Source organism: Streptomyces sp. UW30 (genome assembly GCF_008042075.1).
In the GTDB taxonomy this organism is placed as follows: domain Bacteria; phylum Actinomycetota; class Actinomycetes; order Streptomycetales; family Streptomycetaceae; genus Streptomyces.
In genome coordinates, this window is the sequence record NZ_RDBN01000053.1 from 301,480 (window position 1) to 321,138 (window position 19,659).

Here is a 19,659-nt window from a genome sequence, read left to right on the forward strand (position 1 = left end):
ATCGGGGACGGGGACGGGTCCGGGCGCTGCTCCGGTGCAGCCGCTGTCTCCGGTATCACGCCCACCGGTGCGACCGCCGCCTCCGGTATCAAGCCCAACTGCCGCTCGCAGTCCGGCTCTTGCACCTCGACAGGCTGCCCCTGACCGGAATCCGGCTCAGCATCCGGCGGCGAGGCCTCCGTCTCCGTGTCTCCCCCGCCGGCCCGCTCGCCCACCGCCGCCCGACGCACTCCTCCCCCCACAACCGGCACCGTAGGCGTCGGCGCCGGGTGGGCCACCGGCTGCAGGGCCGTCTCCAGGTCGTCCAGGCCCGGGCGCAGGGCCGGGTCCTTCTCCAGGAGGGCGGCGAGGATGTCGCCCAACGGGCCTGCCGTGGGCGGGAGTTCGGGTGCCTCGTAGAGGACCGCGTGCAGGGTCGCCAGGGTCGTGTCGCGGGAGAAGGGGGAGCGGCCGGCGAGGGCCGCGCACAGCGTGGCGCCCAGCGACCAGATGTCGGAGGGCGGGCCCTGGGGGCGGCCGGAGATGCGCTCGGGGGCCATGTAGTCGGGGGAGCCGACCAGCATGCCGACCATGGTGAGGGCCTTCGCGTCCTGGATCGCCGCGATGCCGAAGTCCGTCAGGACAACGCGGCCCCGCCCGCGCCTCACCTCCGACTCCACCAGCACGTTGCCCGGCTTGATGTCCCGGTGGAGCACGCCGCGGTCGTGCACCTGGCGCAGCGCCGCCACCAGCCCCATGCCGATCCGGGCAGCCTCGGCGGGGCCCAGCGGGCCCTCCTCCGCCATGATGCGTTCCAGGGAGCGGCCGGCCACCAACTCCATGACGATCCATAGGCGTTCGCCCTCGTCGACGACGTCGTAGACCCGTACGACGTTGGGGTGGTCGATCCGCGCGGTCGCCCGCGCCTCGCGCAGGGTGCGCTCACGGCGCGTGCGGGTGTCCTCGGGGTCGAGGCCGTCGATGCGCATTTCCTTGACGGCGACCAGTCGATCGAGAATCTCGTCGACCGCTCGCCACACACGCCCCATTCCCCCCTGGCCGATACTCTCGACCAATCGATAACGCCCCGTCACCAGTAAACCTGGAACCCCGCCACTTCTCGTGTTTCCCATATTCCCCGGCAATCGACTGCACCCCCTCGATGCCGCATCGGACATCCGCCATTGAAACACAATGGTCACACTTCGCGCCGTACCAGCATAGTGCGGAGAAATCTTGTGGTAGCTCTTCAAGTACTGCGAATTCAGGCGCAGGCAAGGGGGGCGAACATGAGTTCTCGTCGCACGACGGCCATCGCGGGATCGCTGGTCGCGACATCTTTTTCGGCAGTGATGATCCTTTCCTTCACTGCCAGTGCGGACGACCAGGGACCCGGGAGCAGCAAGGGGGGAAAGGTCATCGACGAGGCACCGGCGGGGGTGAAGCTCACCACTGAGCTGCCCGAGAAAATCTCGGTGAACAACAGTTCGCAAGAAACCGAGATCACCGCCACGGTCAAGAACGAAGGGACCAAGGAGAGCGGAGAGATCCAGCTTTTGGTCGTCGGGTTCGACGGCCTGACGGTCAAGAATGTCGAAGGTTGTTCGGCAATCGAGAAAAGCAATCTTCCGGAGGGCTCGAACAGCGGTTTCGCCTGCCCACTCGACAATCTCCCGGCCGGTGAGTCGAAGTCGTACGCGGTGAGCGCGACATACGACCTCACCAAGAAGGGCAACATCTGTCTCCCCGTCCAGACCGGTGACGGCAAGAAGACCTACTGGCAGCAGGGCCCGGTGCCCTTCGGTACGACGAACCCGTCGCCCGACGCCCCGGCCACCCCGCTGCTGCTCGGCACCGACAACACACCGGTGGCGCCCGGCCCCGACGAACTGCCCAAGACCGGTCTCGGCCGTGACGTCCTGCCGCTGGGCGCGGCCGGCGCGGCGCTGATCGCGGCGGGCGCGGCCGGGCTGTGGTGGTCGCAGCTGCGGCGGCCGAGGCGGCACGCGGACTGAGCCCACGGGCTCGCTGTCCGGCGCAGACACGCGAATGAGGCTCGTCGGGTCGAAGTCACGGACCCGGCGAGCCTCTTGCGCAGGAGCTACCGCGTCAGCGGTTGATCAGCTTCCAGGCGGTGGGCAGCGCGCCCATCGCCAGGGCCGCCTTCACGGCGTCGCCGATCAGGAACGGGGTGAGGCCGGCCGCGATCGCGGCGGAGGCCGACATGCCGGTGGCGAGGGCGAGATAGGGGACGCCGACGGCGTAGATGATCGCCTCGCCCAGGAGCATCGCGCCCGCCGTGCGCAGCGCGGAGCGGTCGGCGCCGCGGCGGGCCAGGGCGCCGACGACGGTGGAGGCGAGGATCATGCCGAGGATGTAGCCGAAGGAGGGGGCCGCGGCGCCGGAGGTGCCGTCGGCGAACCACGGCACCCCCGCGATGCCTGCCAGCGCGTACAGCGCGAGGGACAGGAAGCCGCGGCCGGCGCCGAGGGCCGTGCCGACCAGCAGCACCGCGAGGGTCTGGCCGGTCACCGGCACCGGGGAGCCCGGCACGGGCACGGAGATCTGGGCCGCGAGGCCGGTGAGCGCGGCGCCACCGACGACGAGCGCGATGTCGCGGACGCGGGAGGCGGGGAGCAGGTCGGCGAGGACCTGCCCGGCGCGTGCGGGGGCTGCGGCAGCGGCAGCGGTGCTCATGGGGACTCCGCGAGGTGAGGGCAGTACGGGACGCTGTGACGCTATCCCAGGGTGTTTCGGTCCCTCACCGTCAGTGGTCGACAAAGGCCGGATCGTGGGGTTCGTTGGCTCCGGACAAAGGGTGGGGGTTACACGGGGTACGGGGTGATGCCCGTCACTGAGGCAAGGACGTCCAGCTCACAAGCATGTTGCCGGAGTGTGAAGAGGCGTCTCGCCCGTCGGTCGCCGTCTGGGCAGCGGTGGTCCGCTTTGCTAGCTTCGAGCGCATGGTCGCCCAGTCCCGGAACTTCACGTCGCGTCGCCATGTCGACCTGCGACGCGTGGGCGCGGCCGCCTGTCGCCGACCGGGGTGAGTCGGTCCGAGGTGGCTCCGGTCCGACTCGCCCGCAGCAGACGGCGCAGTGTCGGACCGGCTCCCGAGGAAGTACCCCATGCCCCGTACCGAGGCACCCACCCTTTCGTCCCCGATCCCCCGCATCGCCGACCGTGACCGGCGCCGGACCAGCGCCAGCGTCATCCTGCGGTCCGTGCTGGAGCACGGCCCGGTCGCACGCAGCAACATCGCCCGGCTGACCGGACTGTCACCGGCGTCGGTGACCGACCACTGTGCCCGCCTCACCCGGCTCGGGCTGATCCGCGAGACCGCCGCGCCCCGGCAGTCCAAGGGCGTCGGCCGGCCACACGTACCCATCGACCTGGACGACACACGGTTCGTCGTGGGCGGGGTGCATGTGGCGGTGCCGTACAGCACGGTGGCGCTGCTCGATCTGCGCGGGCGGGTCGTCGCGGAAAGGGAGTTGAAGCATTGCGGCGCCACGGATCCGTACGGTGTCCTCGCCCGCGCGGCCGACGGCCTGGCCGGGCTGCTGGCCGCGGCGCCGGGCAGTCGGCCGCTCGGCGTCGGCTTCGCCGCGGGCGGCTGGGTGGACCGGGACTCGGGGACGATCGTCGAACACCCGCTGCTGGGCTGGCGCGACGTGCCGGTGCGGGAGGTGCTCGGTGACCGCACCGGCCTGCCGGTCCATGTGGACGGCCACGCGCGGGCGTTGGTGAACGCGGAGCGGCTCTTCGGGCGTGCGCGCGGCAGCGGGAGCGTGCTGCACCTGTTCGTCGGCAATGTGGTCGACGCGGCGTTCGCCACGAACGACGAGGTGCACCACGGCCCCCGCTCCCAGGCCGGAGCCATCGCGCATCTGCCGGTGCCGGGCGGCACGGAGACCTGCGACTGCGGACGGGTCGGCTGCCTCCAGGTCGAGCTGAGCGAGCGGACGTTGTGCCGCCGGGCGCGCGCGGCCGGGGTCGTCGACGGGGTGAACCCGATGCACGTCCTGCGCGCGGCGACGCGGGGCGACGCCGTGGCGGTACGGCTGCTGACCGACCGGGCGCGGATGACCGGGCGGGCGGTGGGGCTGCTGCTCGACGTGCTCAACCCGGAGACCGTCGTCGTCACCGAGCTCGGCGTGCTGAGCCGACAGGACTGTCTCGCCGCGCTGCGCAGCGCGGTCGGAAGCGAGCGCGCCGCGGCCGTCGTGCCGAGCAGTTTCGCGGATTCCGTCCTTGCCGTGGCGGGCGGTTCGGTGGCACTGGACGTGCTCTACCGCGATCCGCTGGGCGCGTCACCTGAGGCTATTTAATTCAGAAACTCGGAATGTTGACAAGGAACACCGATGGCCGGGAACCTACTGCTCATGAGCCTGTTCGTGAGCTGTCGCACCCACTGTTGCTGACACGTCGCCGCGTGTGAAGCGCTCATTTTCTCCTGCGTGAATTCCCTTTCTCCGGCCTCTCCGGCCCGGAATTCCGCATGCCTTCTTTCCTGCTGAACGCACATATTCCTCCCTGAACTCGCGGAGCTCTCCCATGCCTTCATCCCCCGTGTCCGGTGTCGACCGACGGCTCTTCCTCACCTCCCTCCTCGGCGCCGCGGCCGGCGTCGCCGGACTCAGCGGCTGCGCCGACAGCAGCGCGGCCGCCGCGAGCAAGGGCGCCTCGACCGCCCCGCTGGCCACAAAGGTGCCCGCCGGTACGAGCCTGAAGATCGCCTCGTTCCAGAACACCCAGCAACTCCAGTTCAGACTGGCCAAGTTGGGCGATCCGCCCTTCACGGTCAGCAACTGGCTGAACATCGGCGCCGGGCCCGATGTCATCAACGCCTTCCGGGCCAAGTCCCTGGACCTCGCCAACAACGCGGGCATCCCGCCGATCCAGGCGCACTACCAGGGCTTCGACGCGAAGATCGTGGCGATCAACATCACCCGTAAGCCCAACTACCTCTTCGCCACCAAGCCCGGCAGCGACATCCGGTCGGTCCAGGACTTCAAGGGCAGGAAGCTCGCCTTCTCGCAGGGCCAGGCGCAGGGCGTCGTCCTGCTCCGCGCGCTGAAGAAGGCCGGGCTGAAGTACGACGAGGTGGAGCTGGTCCCGCTGACCAGCAACCAGTTCCTCACGGCCCTGCAGTCCGGGCAGGTCGACATCGCCCCGCTCGGCAACAGTCAGGCGCCCGCCTATCTGACGCAGTACGAGGGCAAGGGCGCTCGCGTCATCACCACCGACGTCGTCGACCTGCTCAACCTGCTGTGGGCGCCGGTCTCGGTGCTGAACGACTCCGCGAAGGCCGCCGCGGTCGCCGCGTACATCCCGTACTGGGCCAAGGGCCAGGTGTGGACGTACGAGCACCCCGACGTCTGGAACCGGGAGTTCTACGTCAAGACGCAGAACCTGACCCTCCCCCAGGCCGAGGCGATCACCGAGCTCGCCAACAAGCCGCTGTTCCCGCCGAGCTGGGACGAGGCGATCAAGTGGGAGCAGGAGACCGCGGATCTGCTCGCCGAGGGCGGGTTCGTGAAGAAGTTCGACGTCAGCGAGCTCTTCGACCACCGCTTCGAGGGCATCGCCGCGAAGTCCGTACCGGCCGAGTACCGGAAGTGACCGCCATGACCACGACCACCCTGGACAAGGCCGCCGCCGTCGCCGTCGACGCCGACGAGCGGCCCCGTAAACGCCGCCGCAGGCTCGCCCCCGGCAAACGCCTGCCCGCCGCCCGGCTCGCCGGGCCCCTGCTGGTGCTCGCGCTGTGGGCCGTCGCGTCCGCCGCCGAGGCGCTCGACCCCGCCGCGATACCCGCACCCTGGACGGTGGTGGAGACCGGCGCCCAGCTGTGGACCGACGGGACCCTGATCACCGACATCCTCACCTCGTTGCAGCGGGCCGCGTCCGGGTTCGTGATCGGTCTGACCGCGGGCGTGGTGCTGGCCCTGGCCTCCGGGCTCACCCGCACCGGGGAGGCGCTGATCGACGGCACGGTCAACCTCAACCGGGCCATCCCGACCCTCGGTCTGATCCCGCTGTTCATCCTCTGGCTGGGCATCGGCGAGACCTTCAAGATCGCGATCATCGCGATCGTCGTCTACATCCCGATCTACCTCAACACGCATGCCGCCCTGTCCGGCATCGACAACCGGTTCGTCGAGCTCGCCGAGGTGCAGGGCCTGTCGAAGCTGCGCTTCATCCGGGAGATCGTCATCCCCGGCGCGCTGCCCGGGTTCTTCGTGGGACTCCGACTCGGCGTGACCGGCTCCTGGCTGGGCCTGGTGGTCCTGGAGCAGATCAACGCCACCAGCGGCCTCGGCTACATGATGTTCCAGGCCACGAACTACGGCCAGTCGGACGTCATCCTCGTCGGCCTGGTCGTCTACGGCATCTTCGGCCTCGTCTCGGACAGCACGGTCCGTCTCATCGAACGGAGGGTGCTGTCGTGGCGCCGCACACTGAGCAGCTGACCCGCCCCGCCGTCCAACTCCGCTCGCTGACGCGCTCGTTCGACCAGCGTGTCGTCCTCGACGGCATCGACCTGGACATCCCCGCCGGCCAGTTCGTGGCCCTGCTGGGGCACAGCGGCTCCGGCAAGAGCACCCTGCTGCGGGCGGTCGCCGGGCTCGACCACGAGGTCACCGGCAGCGGACAGCTCAGCTCGCCGGACCGGGTGTCGGTCGTCTTCCAGGACTCCCGGCTGCTGCCCTGGCGCCGCATCCTCGCCAACGTCCTGCTCGGGCTCGACGGCAGGGAGGCGGAGCAGAAGGGCCGCGAGGCCCTCGCCGAGGTCGGGCTGGAGGGCCGCGAGCGTGCCTGGCCCAACGAGCTGTCCGGCGGCGAGCAGCAGCGCGCGGCACTGGCCCGCTCGCTCGTGCGCGAGCCCGAACTCCTGCTGGCCGACGAGCCGTTCGGGGCGCTGGACGCCCTCACCCGGATCAAGATGCACAACCTGCTGCGGGAGCTGTGGGAACGCCACCGCCCCTCCGTACTGCTCGTCACCCACGACGTCGACGAGGCGATCGTGCTCGCCGACCGGGTGCTCGTGCTCGACCGGGGCCGTATCGGCCTCGACCTGACCATCGACCGCCCGCATCCACGGACGTACCGGGATCCGCTGCTCGGCGAGTACCGCGAACGACTGCTGGCCGCGCTCGGCGTGACGGAGGACCACTGAAGTGACCCTCGGCTGCCCGTGACCGCCTTTCGGGGGGCTGCCGCCCCCGAACCCCCGCTTCGACCCTGAACGGGCCTCGTCCTCAAGCTCCCCCAAGCTCTTCGAGCAGGGGGGACCCCCAGACGGGGCTGGATGCACTGACCGGCGCTCGAAAAGTTCTCTCGCCCGTCCACAACCAAGGACGCCCATGACCAGACAGCTCCACCTCAACGCCTTCCTCATGAACACCGGCCACCACGAAGCCTCCTGGCGGCTCCCCGAGAGCGACCCGTACGCCCACGTGGACCTGGCCCACTACGTCCGCCTGGCCCGCGTCGCCGAGCGCGGGACCTTCGACTCGCTCTTCCTCGCCGACGGCCCCCAGCTGTGGAACAACCTCGCCCAGCGGCCCGCCGGTGCCCTGGAGCCGCTCACCCTGCTCACCGCGCTGGCGACGGCCACCGAGCACATCGGGCTCATCGCCACCGCGTCCACCTCCTACAACTCCCCCTACAACCTGGCCCGCAAGTTCGCCTCCCTCGACATCATCAGCGGCGGCCGGGCGGGCTGGAACATCGTCACCACCGCCGGTGCCGAGGCCGCCCGGAACTTCGGCCTTGACGCCGAGCCCGCGCACGCCGAGCGGTACGCCCGTGCCGCCGAGTTCCTGGACGTCGCCCTGAAGCTCTGGGACAGCTGGGAGGACGACGCGATCGTCGCCGACAAGGCGGCCGGTGTCTGGGGCAACGATGCCAAGATCCATCCGCCGCGGCATCAGGGGACGTACTTCAGCGTCGAGGGCGCCCTCAATGTGCCGCGGACGCCTCAGGGTTACCCGCTGCTGGTGCAGGCGGGGTCGAGCGAGGACGGCAAGGGCTTCGCCGCACGGTACGCGGAGGCGGTGTTCACCGCCCAGCAGACGATCGAGGACGCGCGGGCCTTCTACGCCGACCTCAAGGCACGCACCGCAGAGGCGGGCCGCGACCCCGACCACATCAAGGTGCTGCCCGGCATCGTCCCGGTGATCGGCTCGACGGAGGCCGAGGCACTGGCGGCCGAGCAGGTTCTGGAGGACCACATCGTGTACGCGCACGGGGTGGGCCGGCTGGAGAGCCTGCTGCAACTGGAGCCCGGTGCGCTGGAGTTGGATGCCCAGCTCCCCGACGACCTGCCCTCCGAGGACGCCGTCGAGGGCGCCAAGAGCCGCTACACGCTCGTGGTGGAGCTGGCCCGGCGTGAGCGGCTGACCGTGCGGCAGCTGATCGGGCGGCTGGGCGGCGGCCGCGGTCACCTCACCTTCGCCGGTACGCCCGAGCAGGTCGCCGACGCCATCGAGACGTGGTTCACCGAGGGCGCCGCCGACGGCTTCAACATCATGCCGCCGGTCCTGCCCTCCGGCCTCGACGCCTTCGTCGACCACGTCGTCCCGATCCTGCGCGCACGCGGCCTGCTCCGGGAGGAGTACGGCCCGCGCCGGACCCTGCGCGAGCGCTACGGCCTCCCGCGCCCCGCCAACCAGTACACCGTCCGCGAATCCGCCCTCGTCTGAGAACCTGAGAGGACCCGCCCATGTCCGGCATCGAAATCCACAAGGTCACCGCGCACATCGGCGCCCGCGTGTCCGGGGTCGACATCAACCAGCCGCTCGGCTCCGACACGGTCGCCGCCCTTCGCGAGGCCCTCAACGTCCACAAGGCGCTCGTCTTCGACGACGTGAACCTGGACGACGAGACCCAGCAGGCCTTCGTCCGCCACTTCGGCGACGTCACCACCGCCCACCCGACGGTCTCCTCCGTCAACGGTGTCCCGAACGTCCTGCCCGTCGACAGCCAGCACGGCCGTGCCGCCAACCACTGGCACACCGACGTCACCTTCGTCCTCAACCCGCCGCAGGCCACCACCCTGCGCAGCGTCACGATCCCGCCGTACGGCGGCGAGACCCTGATCGCCAGTTCGGCGGCGGCCTACCGCGGGCTGCCCGAGCCACTGCGGAAGCTGGCCGACACGCTGTGGGCGGAACACACCAACGACTACGACTACGCCGTACCGGACGAGGAGGTCGACGAGCAGCAGGCCGCCAACCGCGCCGAGTTCACGTCGATCAAGTACCGCACGGTCCACCCGGTCGTCCGCGTCCATCCGCTGACCGGTGAGCGCGGCCTGTTCATCGGCGGGTTCGCGCAGCGGATCGTGGGCCTGTCGCCGGGCGAGTCCCGCAAGATCCTCGACCTGCTCCAGACGTACGTCACCCGGCCGGAGAACATCCTTCGGCACCGCTGGTCCGAGAACCAGCTGGTCGTCTTCGACAACCGCATCACCCAGCACTACGCCGTCGACAACTACGACGGGCAGCCCCGTCGCCTGCACCGCGTGACCGTCGCGGGTGACGTGCCGGTCGGCATCGAGGGCAAGGCGAGCTACTCGATCGAGGGGGACGCGTCGCACTACACGCCTGTCGCTGCGTGACAGCCCGGACACTTACAGTGCGGCAAGTGTCCGCATAGTGGGCAGTCTCTCCTTCCGAGCGGAGAGGCTGCCCAGACTGTGGGCGTTTTTTGCCCTCTACGCATTGGACGAGCCGCGCCCATGCCAAGCACCTCCACAGGGACACCGCCGAAGACGGACGACGTCTCCCTGTCCCACGGTCTCAAGCAGCGCCACCTGTCGATGATCGCCCTCGGCGGCGTCATCGGCGCCGGCCTGTTCGTCGGATCCGGCGCGGGTATCGCCGCCGCCGGCCCCTCGATCGTCATCGCCTATGTCATCTCCGGCCTCCTCGTGATGCTGGTGATGCGGATGCTCGGCGAGATGTCGGCCGCCTATCCCTCCTCCGGGTCCTTCTCCGCGCACGCCGAGCGGGCGATCGGCCCCTGGGCGGGCTTCACGGCCGGCTGGTCGTTCTGGGTGCTGCTCTGCACGGCCGTCGGCCTGGAGGGCATCGGTGCCGCGAAGATCGTCACGACCTGGCTTCCGCACACCCCCGAGTGGGCCTGGGTGGCCCTCTTCATGGTCGTCTTCTGCGGCGCGAACCTGGCCGCCGTGAAGAACTTCGGCGAGTTCGAGTTCTGGTTCGCCGCGCTGAAGGTCGGCGCGATCGCGCTGTTCCTGGTGCTGGGCGGGCTGGCCATCGCGGGCGTGCTGCCCGGCACGGACGCGCCGGGCACCGCGAACCTCACGGGTGAGGGCGGATTCCTGCCGAACGGCAGCGAGGGACTGATCATCGGCCTGTTGGCCTCGGTCTTCGCCTACGGCGGCATGGAGACGGTCACCATCGCGGCCGCCGAGTCCGAGGACCCGGTCAGCGGTGTCGCGAGCGCGGTCCGCACGGCGATGTGGCGCATCGCCCTCTTCTACATCGGCTCGATGGCCGTCGTCGTCACCCTGGTCCCCTGGGACTCCAAGGAGATCGTCGAGGTGGGCCCGTACGTCGCCACCCTCGACCACCTGGGCATCCCCGGCGCAGGCCAGCTGATGAACGTGGTCGTCCTGGTCGCCCTGCTCAGCGCCATGAACGCCAACATCTACGGCTCCTCGCGCATCGCGTACTCCCTCGTCCAGCGCGGCCAGGGACCCGCGGCGCTGGGCCGGGTCTCGGGCGGCGTCCCGCGCATCGCGGTCCTCGCCTCCTCCGTGTTCGGCTTCGTCTGCGTCGTCCTGTCCTACTGGCGGCCGGACGACGTCTTCCCCTGGCTGCTGAACATGATCGGCGCGGTCATCCTGGTCGTCTGGATCTTCATCGCCGCCTCCCAGCTGCGCCTGCGCCGCCGTCTGGAGCGCGAGGCGCCGGAAAAGCTGGCCGTGCGGATGTGGGCCTTCCCGGTGCTGACCTGGGTCGCGATGGCCGGCATGGCGGCGATCTTCGTGCTGATGGCCCGCGAGCCGGACACGCGCGTGCAGCTGTACTCGACGGGTGCGATGACGCTGCTCCTCGCGGCCGTGGGGTACGCCTGGCAGAAGAAGCGCGCCAGGAGCTGACACCCTTCCGGCGCCGCCGAAGCCCCCGTGTGATCCACACGGGGGCTTTTTGCTGTTAGCTTGTTGTTGCAAGTTACTTGCAATAAGAGCTCTGAGGGGAACCCTTCATGCCCGTCTACACACTCCCGGAACTGCCCTACGACTACTCCGCGCTCGCGCCGGTGATCAGCCCCGAGATCATCGAGCTGCACCACGACAAGCACCACGCGGCTTACGTGAAGGGCGCCAACGACACCCTGGAGCAGCTGGCCGAGGCCCGGGACAAGGAGTCGTGGGGGTCGATCAACGGCCTGGAGAAGAACCTTGCCTTCCATCTGTCCGGGCACATCCTGCACAGCATCTACTGGCAGAACATGACCGGAGACGGCGGCGGCGAGCCGCTGGAGGCCGATGGGGTCGGGGAACTGGCGGACGCCGTGGCCGAGTCGTTCGGCTCCTTCGCCCACTTCAAGGCACAGCTGTCCAAGGCGGCGGCGACCACGCAGGGTTCGGGCTGGGGTGTGCTGGCGTACGAGCCGCTGAGCGGGCGGCTGATCGTGGAGCAGGTCTACGACCACCAGGGCAACGTCGGCCAGGGTGCGACACCGATCCTCGTCTTCGACGCCTGGGAGCACGCCTTCTACCTCCAGTACCGCAACCAGAAGGTCGACTTCATCGAGGCGATGTGGCAGGTCGTCAACTGGCAGGACGTGGCACGGCGTTACACCGCCGCCAAGTCCCGTACGGACGTCCTGTTGCTGGCTCCCTGAGCCACGGAGATCGTCCTGCCTCGTGATCGTCTTCTCACCCTTCACGAACGGCAGGCGGAATGACGGAAGCCCCCGCGAGGACCTGACTCGCGGGGGCTTCCCATGTCTGCGGGCTTCACCGGGATTTCACGCACCCGGACAACCGTACGTGGCATGGACAGGACCGGCCGGGCGTGCCGCCGGCGAACTGGTGCTGTCACCTCAAGTCCGTTGCGACCGGCAGCCGTTCATGCTGCCTCACGGGGGAGAGCCATGACCTTCGACACGAACGAGCCCGGGCCGGTCCCCGAGCCGCCGGGAGATACGCGACCGGGCCCGCCCGGCGGGCCGGAACTCGGGCCCCGCCCCTATGTGCGGCTGATGGCCGCGATCGGCGGGATCGGTCTCGCCGCCTCGGCGGCCGCCGCGATCGTCGGCCTCACCACCGATCCGGTCTTCCGGCTGCCGGAGACCATGCCGAGCATGCCGACGCCGGGGCAGACCTCCCTGCCGAGCGGACTCCTCAGCGCGTTCCCCACCGAGTTCCCCTCCGACCTGCCGACCGACTACACGAGGCCGACGCAGCTGCCGAGCGGCTTCCCCACCGGCTTCACCACCGATCTGCCCACCTCTTTCCCCACCGATTTCCCCACTGCCCTCCCCACCGACCTGTCCGGGCTGCCCTCGGACCTCCCCGGTCTGTCCGACCTCTCCCAGGCCGGAGGTACCTCATGAGCACGGCAGCCGGAGCCGTGGCGACCGTCCCCGGCAGACCGCCCGCGCGAGTGCCCCGAAGCGGCATGGCGGGCGCGATCGTCGTGGCGCTGTCGCTCTCCGCGGTGTACGCGGTCGGTCAGATCCTCTTCTGGACCGCGCCCGAACTCACCTCGCGCCTGACCTGGCTCAAGTTCTTCCTGCTGCCCGCGCCGAAGCCCTTCCAGGTGACGCGGGTCCTGCTCCTGATCGGCTGGGGCGTCGCGGCCCTGCTCGCCATCGGCGTACTGCTCACCCGGCGCGGCGGCGCCCCGGAGGCGGACTCCGGGGACCGGAGCGGATCCGAACGGACCGTGCGCAGCTACCAGTTCGGCATCCTCGGTGCCCTGCTCCTGCCGTTCACGGCGATGCCGCTGGCCGGCGCGTTCGGAAACCTGCCCCAGCTGCTGCTCTGCCTGCCCACCACGCTGGCGGCGCTGTTCCTCGTCCACCGGGTGCAGTTCTACCGGCGGATGCCGGGGTGGCTGCTGCTGACCGGTTTCGGGTGGGGAGCGCTCATCGGCGGCGGGTTCGGCATCGTCATGATCACCTGGTTCCAGCGGGCCATGCCCGGCTACTTCATGTCCCGCTATTGGGAGCGCCCCCAGGACAGCGTCCGCGAGCTCTACACACTGTTCCCCCTCAACACGGCCATCGTGACGGAACTCGGCAAGGCGGCCGGGGTCGCCGTCCTGTTCCTGCTCTTCCGGCGCCACATCGACAGCGTGGTCTCCGGAGTGGTCCTCGGGGCGGCCGTCGGACTCGGGTTCAACCTCACCGAGACGGTCCACTACCTGAGCTTCGTCAACCCCGAGCACCACTTCACCCAGTTCTGGGACCGGCAGGTGGTCGGGCTGATGGCTGCCCACGTGGCGTTCACCGCGCTCGCGGGCGCCGGGATCGGCGCGGCCCGCTGGCTGCCGGCGCGCCGGGACCGGCTGCTCGCCGTCGGCGGCGGACTCCTGGCCGCGGTGGGCGGGCACTTCGAGACGGACGTGATGCTGATGCGCCTCGACAACCGCAGGGCGGACTGGTACGCCGACGAGACCCTCGGTCTGCTCGTCGGGATCCCGGTGATGACGCTCATCACCTCGGGTGTGTTCGTGGCGCTGTACGTGCTGATCCTGCGGAGCGGGCTCAAGGCTCAGGCAGCGGGACTGGCCGACGCGCTGCGCGCCGAGGCCGCCACGGGCCACGGCGCGGTCACCGAGCCGGAGATCGGCCTGCTGCTCTCGCCGCGCCGCCGCCTCCTGCTGGAACTGCGGGTATGGCGCCGGGACGGCACAGCCGGGCTCCGCCATCTCCTGCGGTTCCAGCAGGCTCAGCTCGATCTCGCCGTCCAGCGCCGGCACCGCGCACGTCCCGGCGCCGACTCCTTCATCCCGCCCGAGGGGCGACTGCGGGAGCGCGTGCTGGAGTTGAAGGGCGCCCCCACGACCTCGCAGACACCTTCGCTGCCCGCCCAGGAGGCGCTGTCATGACCGGCCCACGCATCGCACGGCTGTCCGCCCTGGTGACCGCCACCGCGACGCTCGTCCTCGGTACCCCCTCGCCCGCCTCGGCGGAGTGCGCGGCCCCCACGTACCACGGCGGCCTGCCCCTCCACGTCGGCGAGTGTCCCGAGGCGGTCGCCGGCGGCGCGTCGGCCGGAGTGTGGGCACTCCTGCTGCTGGCCGCGGGGCTGTGGCTCGCCTCGGCGTTGTCCCGGTCGCGGGCCGGCACGGACGCCGATCTGGCCACGATCGACGAGGTGTTCAGCCAGGAGCGGCGGGCAGACACGGTCCCCGCCGCTCCCTTCCCCACGGAGGACGGACAGTGAACCCATCCGCGCCGAGCCGGTCCGCCCGCACCTGGCTGCGCGCCCTGACGGCGCTGCTGCTGGCCCTCCTCATCTCGATCGGTGCCACGCCCGCCGGGGTCGCCGACGACAAGCGGCCTCCAGGTGCGGCGGACGGCCGCGACCTCTCGGCGGAGTCCGACGCCAACCCCCTGCTGAATCCGGCGCTCCGGCCGGTCGAGGAACTGCGTCTGGCGGTCGGCCACATCCTGAACGACTTCGACTCGGCCTTCGACGCGAACCGCAACGGCGCGGTCGACTACCTCAACCCGCTGCTGATGACGGACGAGCAGATCACCAAGCTCCTGAACGACCCCACCAGCATCACCAACAAGAGCGGCGAGTTGTGGTTCCCCGCCATGGTCGAGCTGGAGCCGCTGAAGGCCTATCTGAAACCCGAAGTCGTCGAACAACTGAAGAAAGAGGGCGTCACCCGCCTCATCGCCGTCACGGCGCTGAACAAACCGCGCGGAAGGCATTCTGAGGAGCAGATCCAGGACAAACTGACCAAGCACGGCATCGGTCGGGAGGTCAGAGTCCTGGGGGCGTCCGAGCGCCAGCAGTGTGCGGACAGATGCACCCCGTTGTACGACTCGGACACACCGACCGTCTACGGGCGCAGCTACGACCTCAGCTCACAGGAGGTCGCCAGGCAGGAGGAGGCCATCAAACGGGCCGGGGACAGGGCCGCGCACAAGGGGCCCGAGGCGCGGAGAAAGGCCGAGGAATACACGAGGGACCTGCTGAAGAAGCTGCGGACGGAACGCAACAAGAGTGCCGTTGTCCAAATGGGCGTCGACCTCGGCCACGTGCGGGAGGAGTCCAAGACGTGGACCACTCATGTGCTTCAGCCCCTCTTCTCCAGCCTGCAGTCCGAGTGCCCGCCCCCGGACGCGCAGTCGCAGCGCCTTCCCGTCCCGGCGCCGCGCACCATGGCGCTCGCCGTACCGGCCAAGGCAGCCGACCCCTGCGGCGAGGGCGAGGACACTGCGAACACCGCGAACCCCAGCGGTCTGGGCACCACTCTCACCCTCCCCGGCATGGGCAACGGCGGCATCGACTTCTCGACCATGGAGCTGCGCTACCTCGCGGATCCCGGTGACGGAAGCGGCCTGCAGTATTCGTTCAGCGCCGACCTGGACCCCCTGAAGGGGGACCTGCGCCAGTCCACCGGAATCACAACCGCCACCCAGTCCTCCGACGCCTTCTTCGTCTGGCTCTCCCTCAGCCCCCAGGACTTCTGGGTCAACCTCAACCCCAACGAGCCGGACCGCATCGTCGACGACAAGCTGGGGCGTACGGACGCCGGGCGGGTGCTGCTGGAAGCCGACCTGCGGATGAAGAAGACCGTCGGCAAACTCATCCATCCCCACAGCGCGCTCGGCCGGAAGTTCTGGGAGGGGGTACGGGGCGACTGCATGTCGTTCCGCAACTGGATCCTGCCGGCGCCCGCGTCGGTCCACCAGGACGGAGACAAGCTCTACATTCTCGACGCGCCCCTCGACGTCCAGATGGAGACGCAGTACCTGGCAAAAAATGGGGCGTCGTCCGCGCGGTCCTGTCCCGAACAGGACCAGGCCACCGAGGACCACAACGAAGCGCTCTACCGCGACCTCATCCTCCCCAGGCTCAAGAAGGCCATCAACACCGCCCCCGAGTACGCCGCGCTGCGCCGCGTCTACCTCTCGCGGGTCGCCGCCGAGTGGTACCGCGAGCTGAGCCGGACCAAGGACACGACCTACGGCGACCTCATCGACAGCGGCGACATCGACACCTGGCGCACCACCGACGACTGGCAGCCCGTCGACACCTTCGACCGGTACGTCGACTCGTACACCAAGGGCGAGTTCAAGGTCACCGACAAGACCACCGAGGGCAACACCACTTACGTACGCAGCTACGTCTACGGCGGCGTCGACCTCACCAGGATCCCTCTGAAGAAGGTCACGGACGACCGTTTCACCTCGGACTTCGCCGGGCTCCCCCAGAGCGTCGACCGTTCGCTGGACGCGCCCTCGCCCGCCGAGGGGGACGGGACCGTCTGGCTCGGCTCACCGACCCCGCGCCAGGCGGCCGCTTCCGGTGCCGGCACCGGTGCGGCCGAGGCGAAGCCCGTGTCCATGAGCACCTGGGCGCTGCGGCTGCTGCCGGCGCTCGTCCTCGCGCTGATCGTGCTGCTGTGGCTGCGGCGACGTCGCCTGAACACCGCCCGTCGGGCAAGTCCCCTGCGCCGGACCGCCGTAGGGGGGCGACGGAGGTGAGGCACGGGGCGGCCACCGAGCGGTGGCCGCCCTCTCGTCCCCGGCCTGTCCTCGTCGGTCAGGGCTTGCGGCCCACGCCGCCGTGCTGGCCGATCGGCCGGGGTGCCTCGTCGCTCGGCTCGGGGCGCCACAGCGGGACGGAGACGATGCCCGGCTCCACCAGCTCCAGGCCCTCGAAGAACGCCTCGATCCTGTCGACCGGGCGCAGGAAGTACGGGACCGCACCGGTCTCGTTGTAGCCGTCCTGGGCGTTCTCGTAGTCCGGGTCGGTGCCCCGGGAACCGTCGTTGACGCAGAGGTAGCTGCCGGAGGGCAGGCCGGCCAGCAGACGGCGGACCAGGTCGCGGGCCTGGTCGTAGTCGGCGACGTGGCCGAGGATGCCGCTCAGGATCAGGGCCGTGGGCCGGGAGAGGTCGAGGGTGCGTGAGGCGGCCTCGAGGATCTTCTCCGGCTCGTACAGGCTCAGGTCCTCGTACGCCGTCACGCCCTCGGGTGTCGAGGTCAGCAGGGCGCGGGCGTGGGCCAGGACCAGGGGGTCGTTGTCGACGTAGACGATCTTCGACTCGGGGGCGACCCGCTGGGCCACCTCGTGGGTGTTGTCGACCGTGGGCAGCCCGGTGCCGACGTCGAGGAACTGGCGTACGCCCGACTCCGCGACCAGGTACCGGATGCTGCGCCCCAGGAAGGCGCGGCTGCTGCGCGCGATGGTGACGATGCCGGGGAAGACGGCGGTGTACGCGTCACCCGCCGCCTCGTCCACGGGGTAGTTGTCCTTGCCGCCCAGCCAGTAGTTCCAGATCCTGGCCGAATGGGGTACCGAGGTGTCGATCTCCGTCATGTGCCCATGGTGCTACGGCCGCTCGGGCTCGCAGGGCACATTGAGGGAGAGAAGTGCGGCGGATCCGTCTGTTTTCACGAGGAGTTCGCTGATCGCGGCGTTGCGCAACCGGGGGAACACTCTGCGGTACTCCCGGGCCGGGATCGACAGCAGTGTGCACAGCACCAGACGGAAGAGCGTGTTGTGCGCGACGACGAGGACACGGCCGCCGGGGTGGGCGGCGGCGACCCGGCGCAGGGCGGCGGCCCCGCGTTCCGCGGCAGCGGCAGGGTTCTCCGCGCCCGGGAACGGATGGGCCACCGGGTCGGTGCGGAACGCCTCCGCGGCCGCCGCGTCCTCGGCCGCGAACTGCGCGAGCGTACGGCCCTCCAGCACACCGAAGTCGCATTCGCGTAGGCCGGGTTCGCGGTGCGGGGTGAGCCCGAGCGCCCGGCACGCGGGGTCGGCGGTGATGACGGCACGGGAGAGCGGCGAGGTCCAGATCGCGTCCACCGGGTGGGCGGCGGCCCAGCGGCCGAGGGCCTCCGCCTGGGCGCGGCCCGTGTCGGTGAGGGGCACGTCGCTGACCCCGGCGTAGCGGTTCTCGGCGTGCCAGACCGTCTGTCCGTGGCGGGCCAGCAGCAGTGTCGTATCCGCGCTCATGCTCCTGCTCGTGCTCATGAATCCGCAGTATCCCCGTCCAGGCGGGCCTTCGCGTGCGCCGCGACCGGTGGGGGCAGCCAGCCTCGGGTCGTCAGCTCCTCGACCAGGCGGGCGTAGGACTCGGCGAAGCGGGCGGTGCGCTCGGGCCGGGGTTCGACGGTCGTGCCGATCCGGACCATGCCTTCCGCGACCTGGGCGAGATGCGGCGCCGTACCGGCGCCGTACGCCGCCAACGCGGCCATCCCCAGGGCCGGTTCGGTCTGCTGCGGCACCCGGGCCGGGCGGCCCAGGACGTCGGCGCGCAGCTGGTTCCAGTACGGGCTGCGGGCGGCGCCGCCGGTGAAGGTGAGGGGGCCGTCGAGGGGTGCGCCGAGGTGGTGCAGGTAGTCCAGGCACAGGCGCTCGGTGAAGGCGACGCCCTGGAGGAGCGCGGCCCACAGGTCGGCGTCCGACTCCGGTTCGCCCAGGACCAGCGCGGAGGCGTCCGGGGCGAGGAACGGGAAGCGCTCGCCGGGTGACACCAGCGGGTAGGTGATCGCGCCGGACGGCTCGTAGGCGGCGGCCAGCGCGTCCATGGCCGCCGGGTCGGCGCCCGCAAACGCCGCCGTGAGCACGCCCGCGCCCACGCTGGAGGCGCCGCCGGGCAGCCAACTCCCGTCCGGGGCACGGTGGTTGTAGACCACGCCGGTCGGGTCCCGGACCGGCGTCGGGGAGGCGCCCTTGAGGACCAGGGTGGTGCCGAGCACCGAGTTCCAGGAGCCGGGGCGCAGGGCGGCGGAGGCGATCTGGGCCGCGCAGCCGTCGGTCATCCCGGCGATGACGGGGGTGCCGGCGGGGATGCCGGTGGCCTCGGCGGCGGACGTGGAGACCTGGCCGAGGCGGGTGCCGGGGCGGACGACGTCCGGGATCGCAGTGTCGGGCAGGCCGAGGCGGGGCAGCATGGCGGGCCAGGCGTCGCGTTCCAGGTCGTAGCCCGTCTTCAGGGCGTGGCTGGAGTCGGCCGGAGGCAGCTCGCCGGTGAGGAGGGAGACGACCAGGTCCGGCTGATGGGTGATCCGGCCGGGGCCGTAGGTCTCGGTCAGCCACACCGCCTTCGGCAGGGCCCAGGTGTCCTGCACCCCGAGCCCCGCCATCCGCGCCCGCGCCGCCTGTGCCGTCGCCCGCCCGTCGTCGTACATCAGGGCGGGGCTCATCGGCCGTCCCGCCCCGTCCGTGAGCAGCACGGTCCCGGACGTCCCGCACACCGCGAGTCCGCCGACCCGCGCCTTCGACCGCCCGCGCAGTGCGGCCCGGGACGCCGCGCACACGCCCTTCCACCAGTCGTCCGGATCCTGCTCGTGCCGCACCCCGTCCCGGCGTCCGCCGAGGGGCGCCGAGCCGCTGCCGAGGACTGTGCCGTCCCCGGTGACCAGCAGCACCCGGACGCTCTGGGTGCCCAGGTCGATCCCCAGCCAGGCCTCGTGATCGTCGGTCATCCGGACCTC

Annotated in this window: 18 protein-coding genes; 13 read left to right on the forward strand and 5 right to left on the reverse strand. The window is 70.5% G+C overall.

Translation table 11 applies throughout. The features are described 5' to 3' along the window. Positions 1 to 1,028 (reverse strand): serine/threonine-protein kinase (locus tag EAO75_RS35520; RefSeq protein WP_261989561.1); only part of this gene is annotated, 1,028 nt, incomplete at its 3' end. Between the two features lie 240 nt (positions 1,029 to 1,268). Between EAO75_RS35520 and EAO75_RS35525 the strand changes: the two genes are divergently transcribed. Then, positions 1,269 to 1,994 carry a hypothetical protein gene (locus tag EAO75_RS35525; RefSeq protein WP_147999257.1) on the forward strand — a complete coding sequence of 242 codons (726 nt, stop codon included), beginning with the start codon at positions 1,269 to 1,271 and terminating at the stop codon, positions 1,992 to 1,994. A 94-nt stretch (positions 1,995 to 2,088) separates the two neighbouring features. Here EAO75_RS35525 and EAO75_RS35530 read toward each other — a convergent pair whose 3' ends face one another. Beyond that, positions 2,089 to 2,676, reverse strand: a complete 588-nt coding sequence (locus EAO75_RS35530) for a biotin transporter BioY (protein WP_147999258.1) — start codon at positions 2,674 to 2,676, stop codon at positions 2,089 to 2,091. Positions 2,677 to 3,107: 431 nt separating this feature from the next. Here EAO75_RS35530 and EAO75_RS35535 point away from each other — a divergent pair, with 431 nt between their 5' ends. From EAO75_RS35535 to EAO75_RS35590, 12 genes are all read left to right on the forward strand, one after another. After that, positions 3,108 to 4,310, forward strand: a complete 1,203-nt coding sequence (locus EAO75_RS35535; protein ID WP_147999259.1) for an ROK family transcriptional regulator — start codon at positions 3,108 to 3,110, stop codon at positions 4,308 to 4,310. A 226-nt stretch (positions 4,311 to 4,536) separates the two neighbouring features. Continuing rightward, a complete protein-coding gene (locus EAO75_RS35540; RefSeq protein WP_147999260.1) occupies positions 4,537 to 5,604 on the forward strand; it encodes an ABC transporter substrate-binding protein in 1,068 nt (355 codons plus the stop codon). A gap of 5 nt (positions 5,605 to 5,609) precedes the next feature. Next, the gene (locus tag EAO75_RS35545; RefSeq protein WP_147999261.1) at positions 5,610 to 6,455 is read left to right on the forward strand and encodes an ABC transporter permease; all 846 of its coding nucleotides are present in this window, start codon (positions 5,610 to 5,612) and stop codon (positions 6,453 to 6,455) included. After that, positions 6,431 to 7,162 carry an ABC transporter ATP-binding protein gene (locus EAO75_RS35550; protein ID WP_147999262.1) on the forward strand — a complete coding sequence of 244 codons (732 nt, stop codon included), beginning with the start codon at positions 6,431 to 6,433 and terminating at the stop codon, positions 7,160 to 7,162. Before EAO75_RS35545 ends, EAO75_RS35550 begins: the two co-directional genes overlap by 25 nt. Positions 7,163 to 7,349: 187 nt before the next feature. Next, a complete protein-coding gene (locus EAO75_RS35555; protein WP_147999263.1) occupies positions 7,350 to 8,690 on the forward strand; it encodes an LLM class flavin-dependent oxidoreductase in 1,341 nt (446 codons plus the stop codon). Positions 8,691 to 8,710: 20 nt separating this feature from the next. Next, positions 8,711 to 9,607, forward strand: a complete 897-nt coding sequence (locus EAO75_RS35560) for a TauD/TfdA dioxygenase family protein (RefSeq protein ID WP_147999264.1) — start codon at positions 8,711 to 8,713, stop codon at positions 9,605 to 9,607. A 120-nt stretch (positions 9,608 to 9,727) separates the two neighbouring features. Continuing rightward, on the forward strand, positions 9,728 to 11,116 hold the full coding sequence (locus EAO75_RS35565) for an amino acid permease (protein WP_147999265.1): 1,389 nt from the start codon (positions 9,728 to 9,730) through the stop codon (positions 11,114 to 11,116). A 107-nt stretch (positions 11,117 to 11,223) separates the two neighbouring features. Continuing rightward, a complete protein-coding gene (locus EAO75_RS35570) occupies positions 11,224 to 11,865 on the forward strand; it encodes a superoxide dismutase (RefSeq protein WP_147999266.1) in 642 nt (213 codons plus the stop codon). A 252-nt stretch (positions 11,866 to 12,117) separates the two neighbouring features. After that, a complete protein-coding gene (locus EAO75_RS35575; protein WP_147999267.1) occupies positions 12,118 to 12,579 on the forward strand; it encodes a hypothetical protein in 462 nt (153 codons plus the stop codon). After that, positions 12,576 to 14,078 carry a PrsW family glutamic-type intramembrane protease gene (locus EAO75_RS35580; protein WP_147999268.1) on the forward strand — a complete coding sequence of 501 codons (1,503 nt, stop codon included), beginning with the start codon at positions 12,576 to 12,578 and terminating at the stop codon, positions 14,076 to 14,078. Before EAO75_RS35575 ends, EAO75_RS35580 begins: the two co-directional genes overlap by 4 nt. Beyond that, positions 14,075 to 14,416: a hypothetical protein gene (locus EAO75_RS46220; protein ID WP_187284719.1), complete on the forward strand. Its 342-nt coding sequence runs from the start codon at positions 14,075 to 14,077 to the stop codon at positions 14,414 to 14,416. The genes EAO75_RS35580 and EAO75_RS46220 overlap by 4 nt, the downstream gene beginning before the upstream one ends. Further along, positions 14,413 to 16,695, forward strand: a complete 2,283-nt coding sequence (locus tag EAO75_RS35590) for a hypothetical protein (protein WP_147999270.1) — start codon at positions 14,413 to 14,415, stop codon at positions 16,693 to 16,695. Before EAO75_RS46220 ends, EAO75_RS35590 begins: the two co-directional genes overlap by 4 nt. A gap of 58 nt (positions 16,696 to 16,753) precedes the next feature. Here the strand turns inward: EAO75_RS35590 and EAO75_RS35595 are convergent, their stop codons facing one another. Genes EAO75_RS35595 through EAO75_RS35605 form a run of 3 tightly spaced genes read right to left on the reverse strand, consistent with a single transcriptional unit; the run spans position 16,754 to position 19,650 of the window. Beyond that, positions 16,754 to 17,533 carry an SAM-dependent methyltransferase gene (locus EAO75_RS35595; RefSeq protein WP_147999271.1) on the reverse strand — a complete coding sequence of 260 codons (780 nt, stop codon included), beginning with the start codon at positions 17,531 to 17,533 and terminating at the stop codon, positions 16,754 to 16,756. A gap of 12 nt (positions 17,534 to 17,545) precedes the next feature. Continuing rightward, on the reverse strand, positions 17,546 to 18,175 hold the full coding sequence (locus EAO75_RS35600; protein ID WP_148000474.1) for a histidine phosphatase family protein: 630 nt from the start codon (positions 18,173 to 18,175) through the stop codon (positions 17,546 to 17,548). A gap of 14 nt (positions 18,176 to 18,189) precedes the next feature. Beyond that, positions 18,190 to 19,650 carry an FGGY-family carbohydrate kinase gene (locus EAO75_RS35605; RefSeq protein WP_147999272.1) on the reverse strand — a complete coding sequence of 487 codons (1,461 nt, stop codon included), beginning with the start codon at positions 19,648 to 19,650 and terminating at the stop codon, positions 18,190 to 18,192. Positions 19,651 to 19,659 lie beyond the last annotated feature (9 nt).

Coding starts and splice junctions, on each gene's coding strand:
- EAO75_RS46220 (WP_187284719.1), top strand. CDS start 14,075: ATGACCGGCCCACGCATCGCACGGCTGTCCGCCCTGGTGACCGCCACC.
- EAO75_RS35555 (WP_147999263.1), top strand. CDS start 7,350: ATGACCAGACAGCTCCACCTCAACGCCTTCCTCATGAACACCGGCCAC.
- EAO75_RS35565 (WP_147999265.1), top strand. CDS start 9,728: ATGCCAAGCACCTCCACAGGGACACCGCCGAAGACGGACGACGTCTCC.
- EAO75_RS35525 (WP_147999257.1), top strand. CDS start 1,269: ATGAGTTCTCGTCGCACGACGGCCATCGCGGGATCGCTGGTCGCGACA.
- EAO75_RS35545 (WP_147999261.1), top strand. CDS start 5,610: ATGACCACGACCACCCTGGACAAGGCCGCCGCCGTCGCCGTCGACGCC.
- EAO75_RS35560 (WP_147999264.1), top strand. CDS start 8,711: ATGTCCGGCATCGAAATCCACAAGGTCACCGCGCACATCGGCGCCCGC.
- EAO75_RS35595 (WP_147999271.1), bottom strand. CDS start 17,533: ATGACGGAGATCGACACCTCGGTACCCCATTCGGCCAGGATCTGGAAC.
- EAO75_RS35580 (WP_147999268.1), top strand. CDS start 12,576: ATGAGCACGGCAGCCGGAGCCGTGGCGACCGTCCCCGGCAGACCGCCC.
- EAO75_RS35540 (WP_147999260.1), top strand. CDS start 4,537: ATGCCTTCATCCCCCGTGTCCGGTGTCGACCGACGGCTCTTCCTCACC.
- EAO75_RS35530 (WP_147999258.1), bottom strand. CDS start 2,676: ATGAGCACCGCTGCCGCTGCCGCAGCCCCCGCACGCGCCGGGCAGGTC.
- EAO75_RS35535 (WP_147999259.1), top strand. CDS start 3,108: ATGCCCCGTACCGAGGCACCCACCCTTTCGTCCCCGATCCCCCGCATC.
- EAO75_RS35575 (WP_147999267.1), top strand. CDS start 12,118: ATGACCTTCGACACGAACGAGCCCGGGCCGGTCCCCGAGCCGCCGGGA.
- EAO75_RS35605 (WP_147999272.1), bottom strand. CDS start 19,650: ATGACCGACGATCACGAGGCCTGGCTGGGGATCGACCTGGGCACCCAG.
- EAO75_RS35570 (WP_147999266.1), top strand. CDS start 11,224: ATGCCCGTCTACACACTCCCGGAACTGCCCTACGACTACTCCGCGCTC.
- EAO75_RS35600 (WP_148000474.1), bottom strand. CDS start 18,175: ATGAGCGCGGATACGACACTGCTGCTGGCCCGCCACGGACAGACGGTC.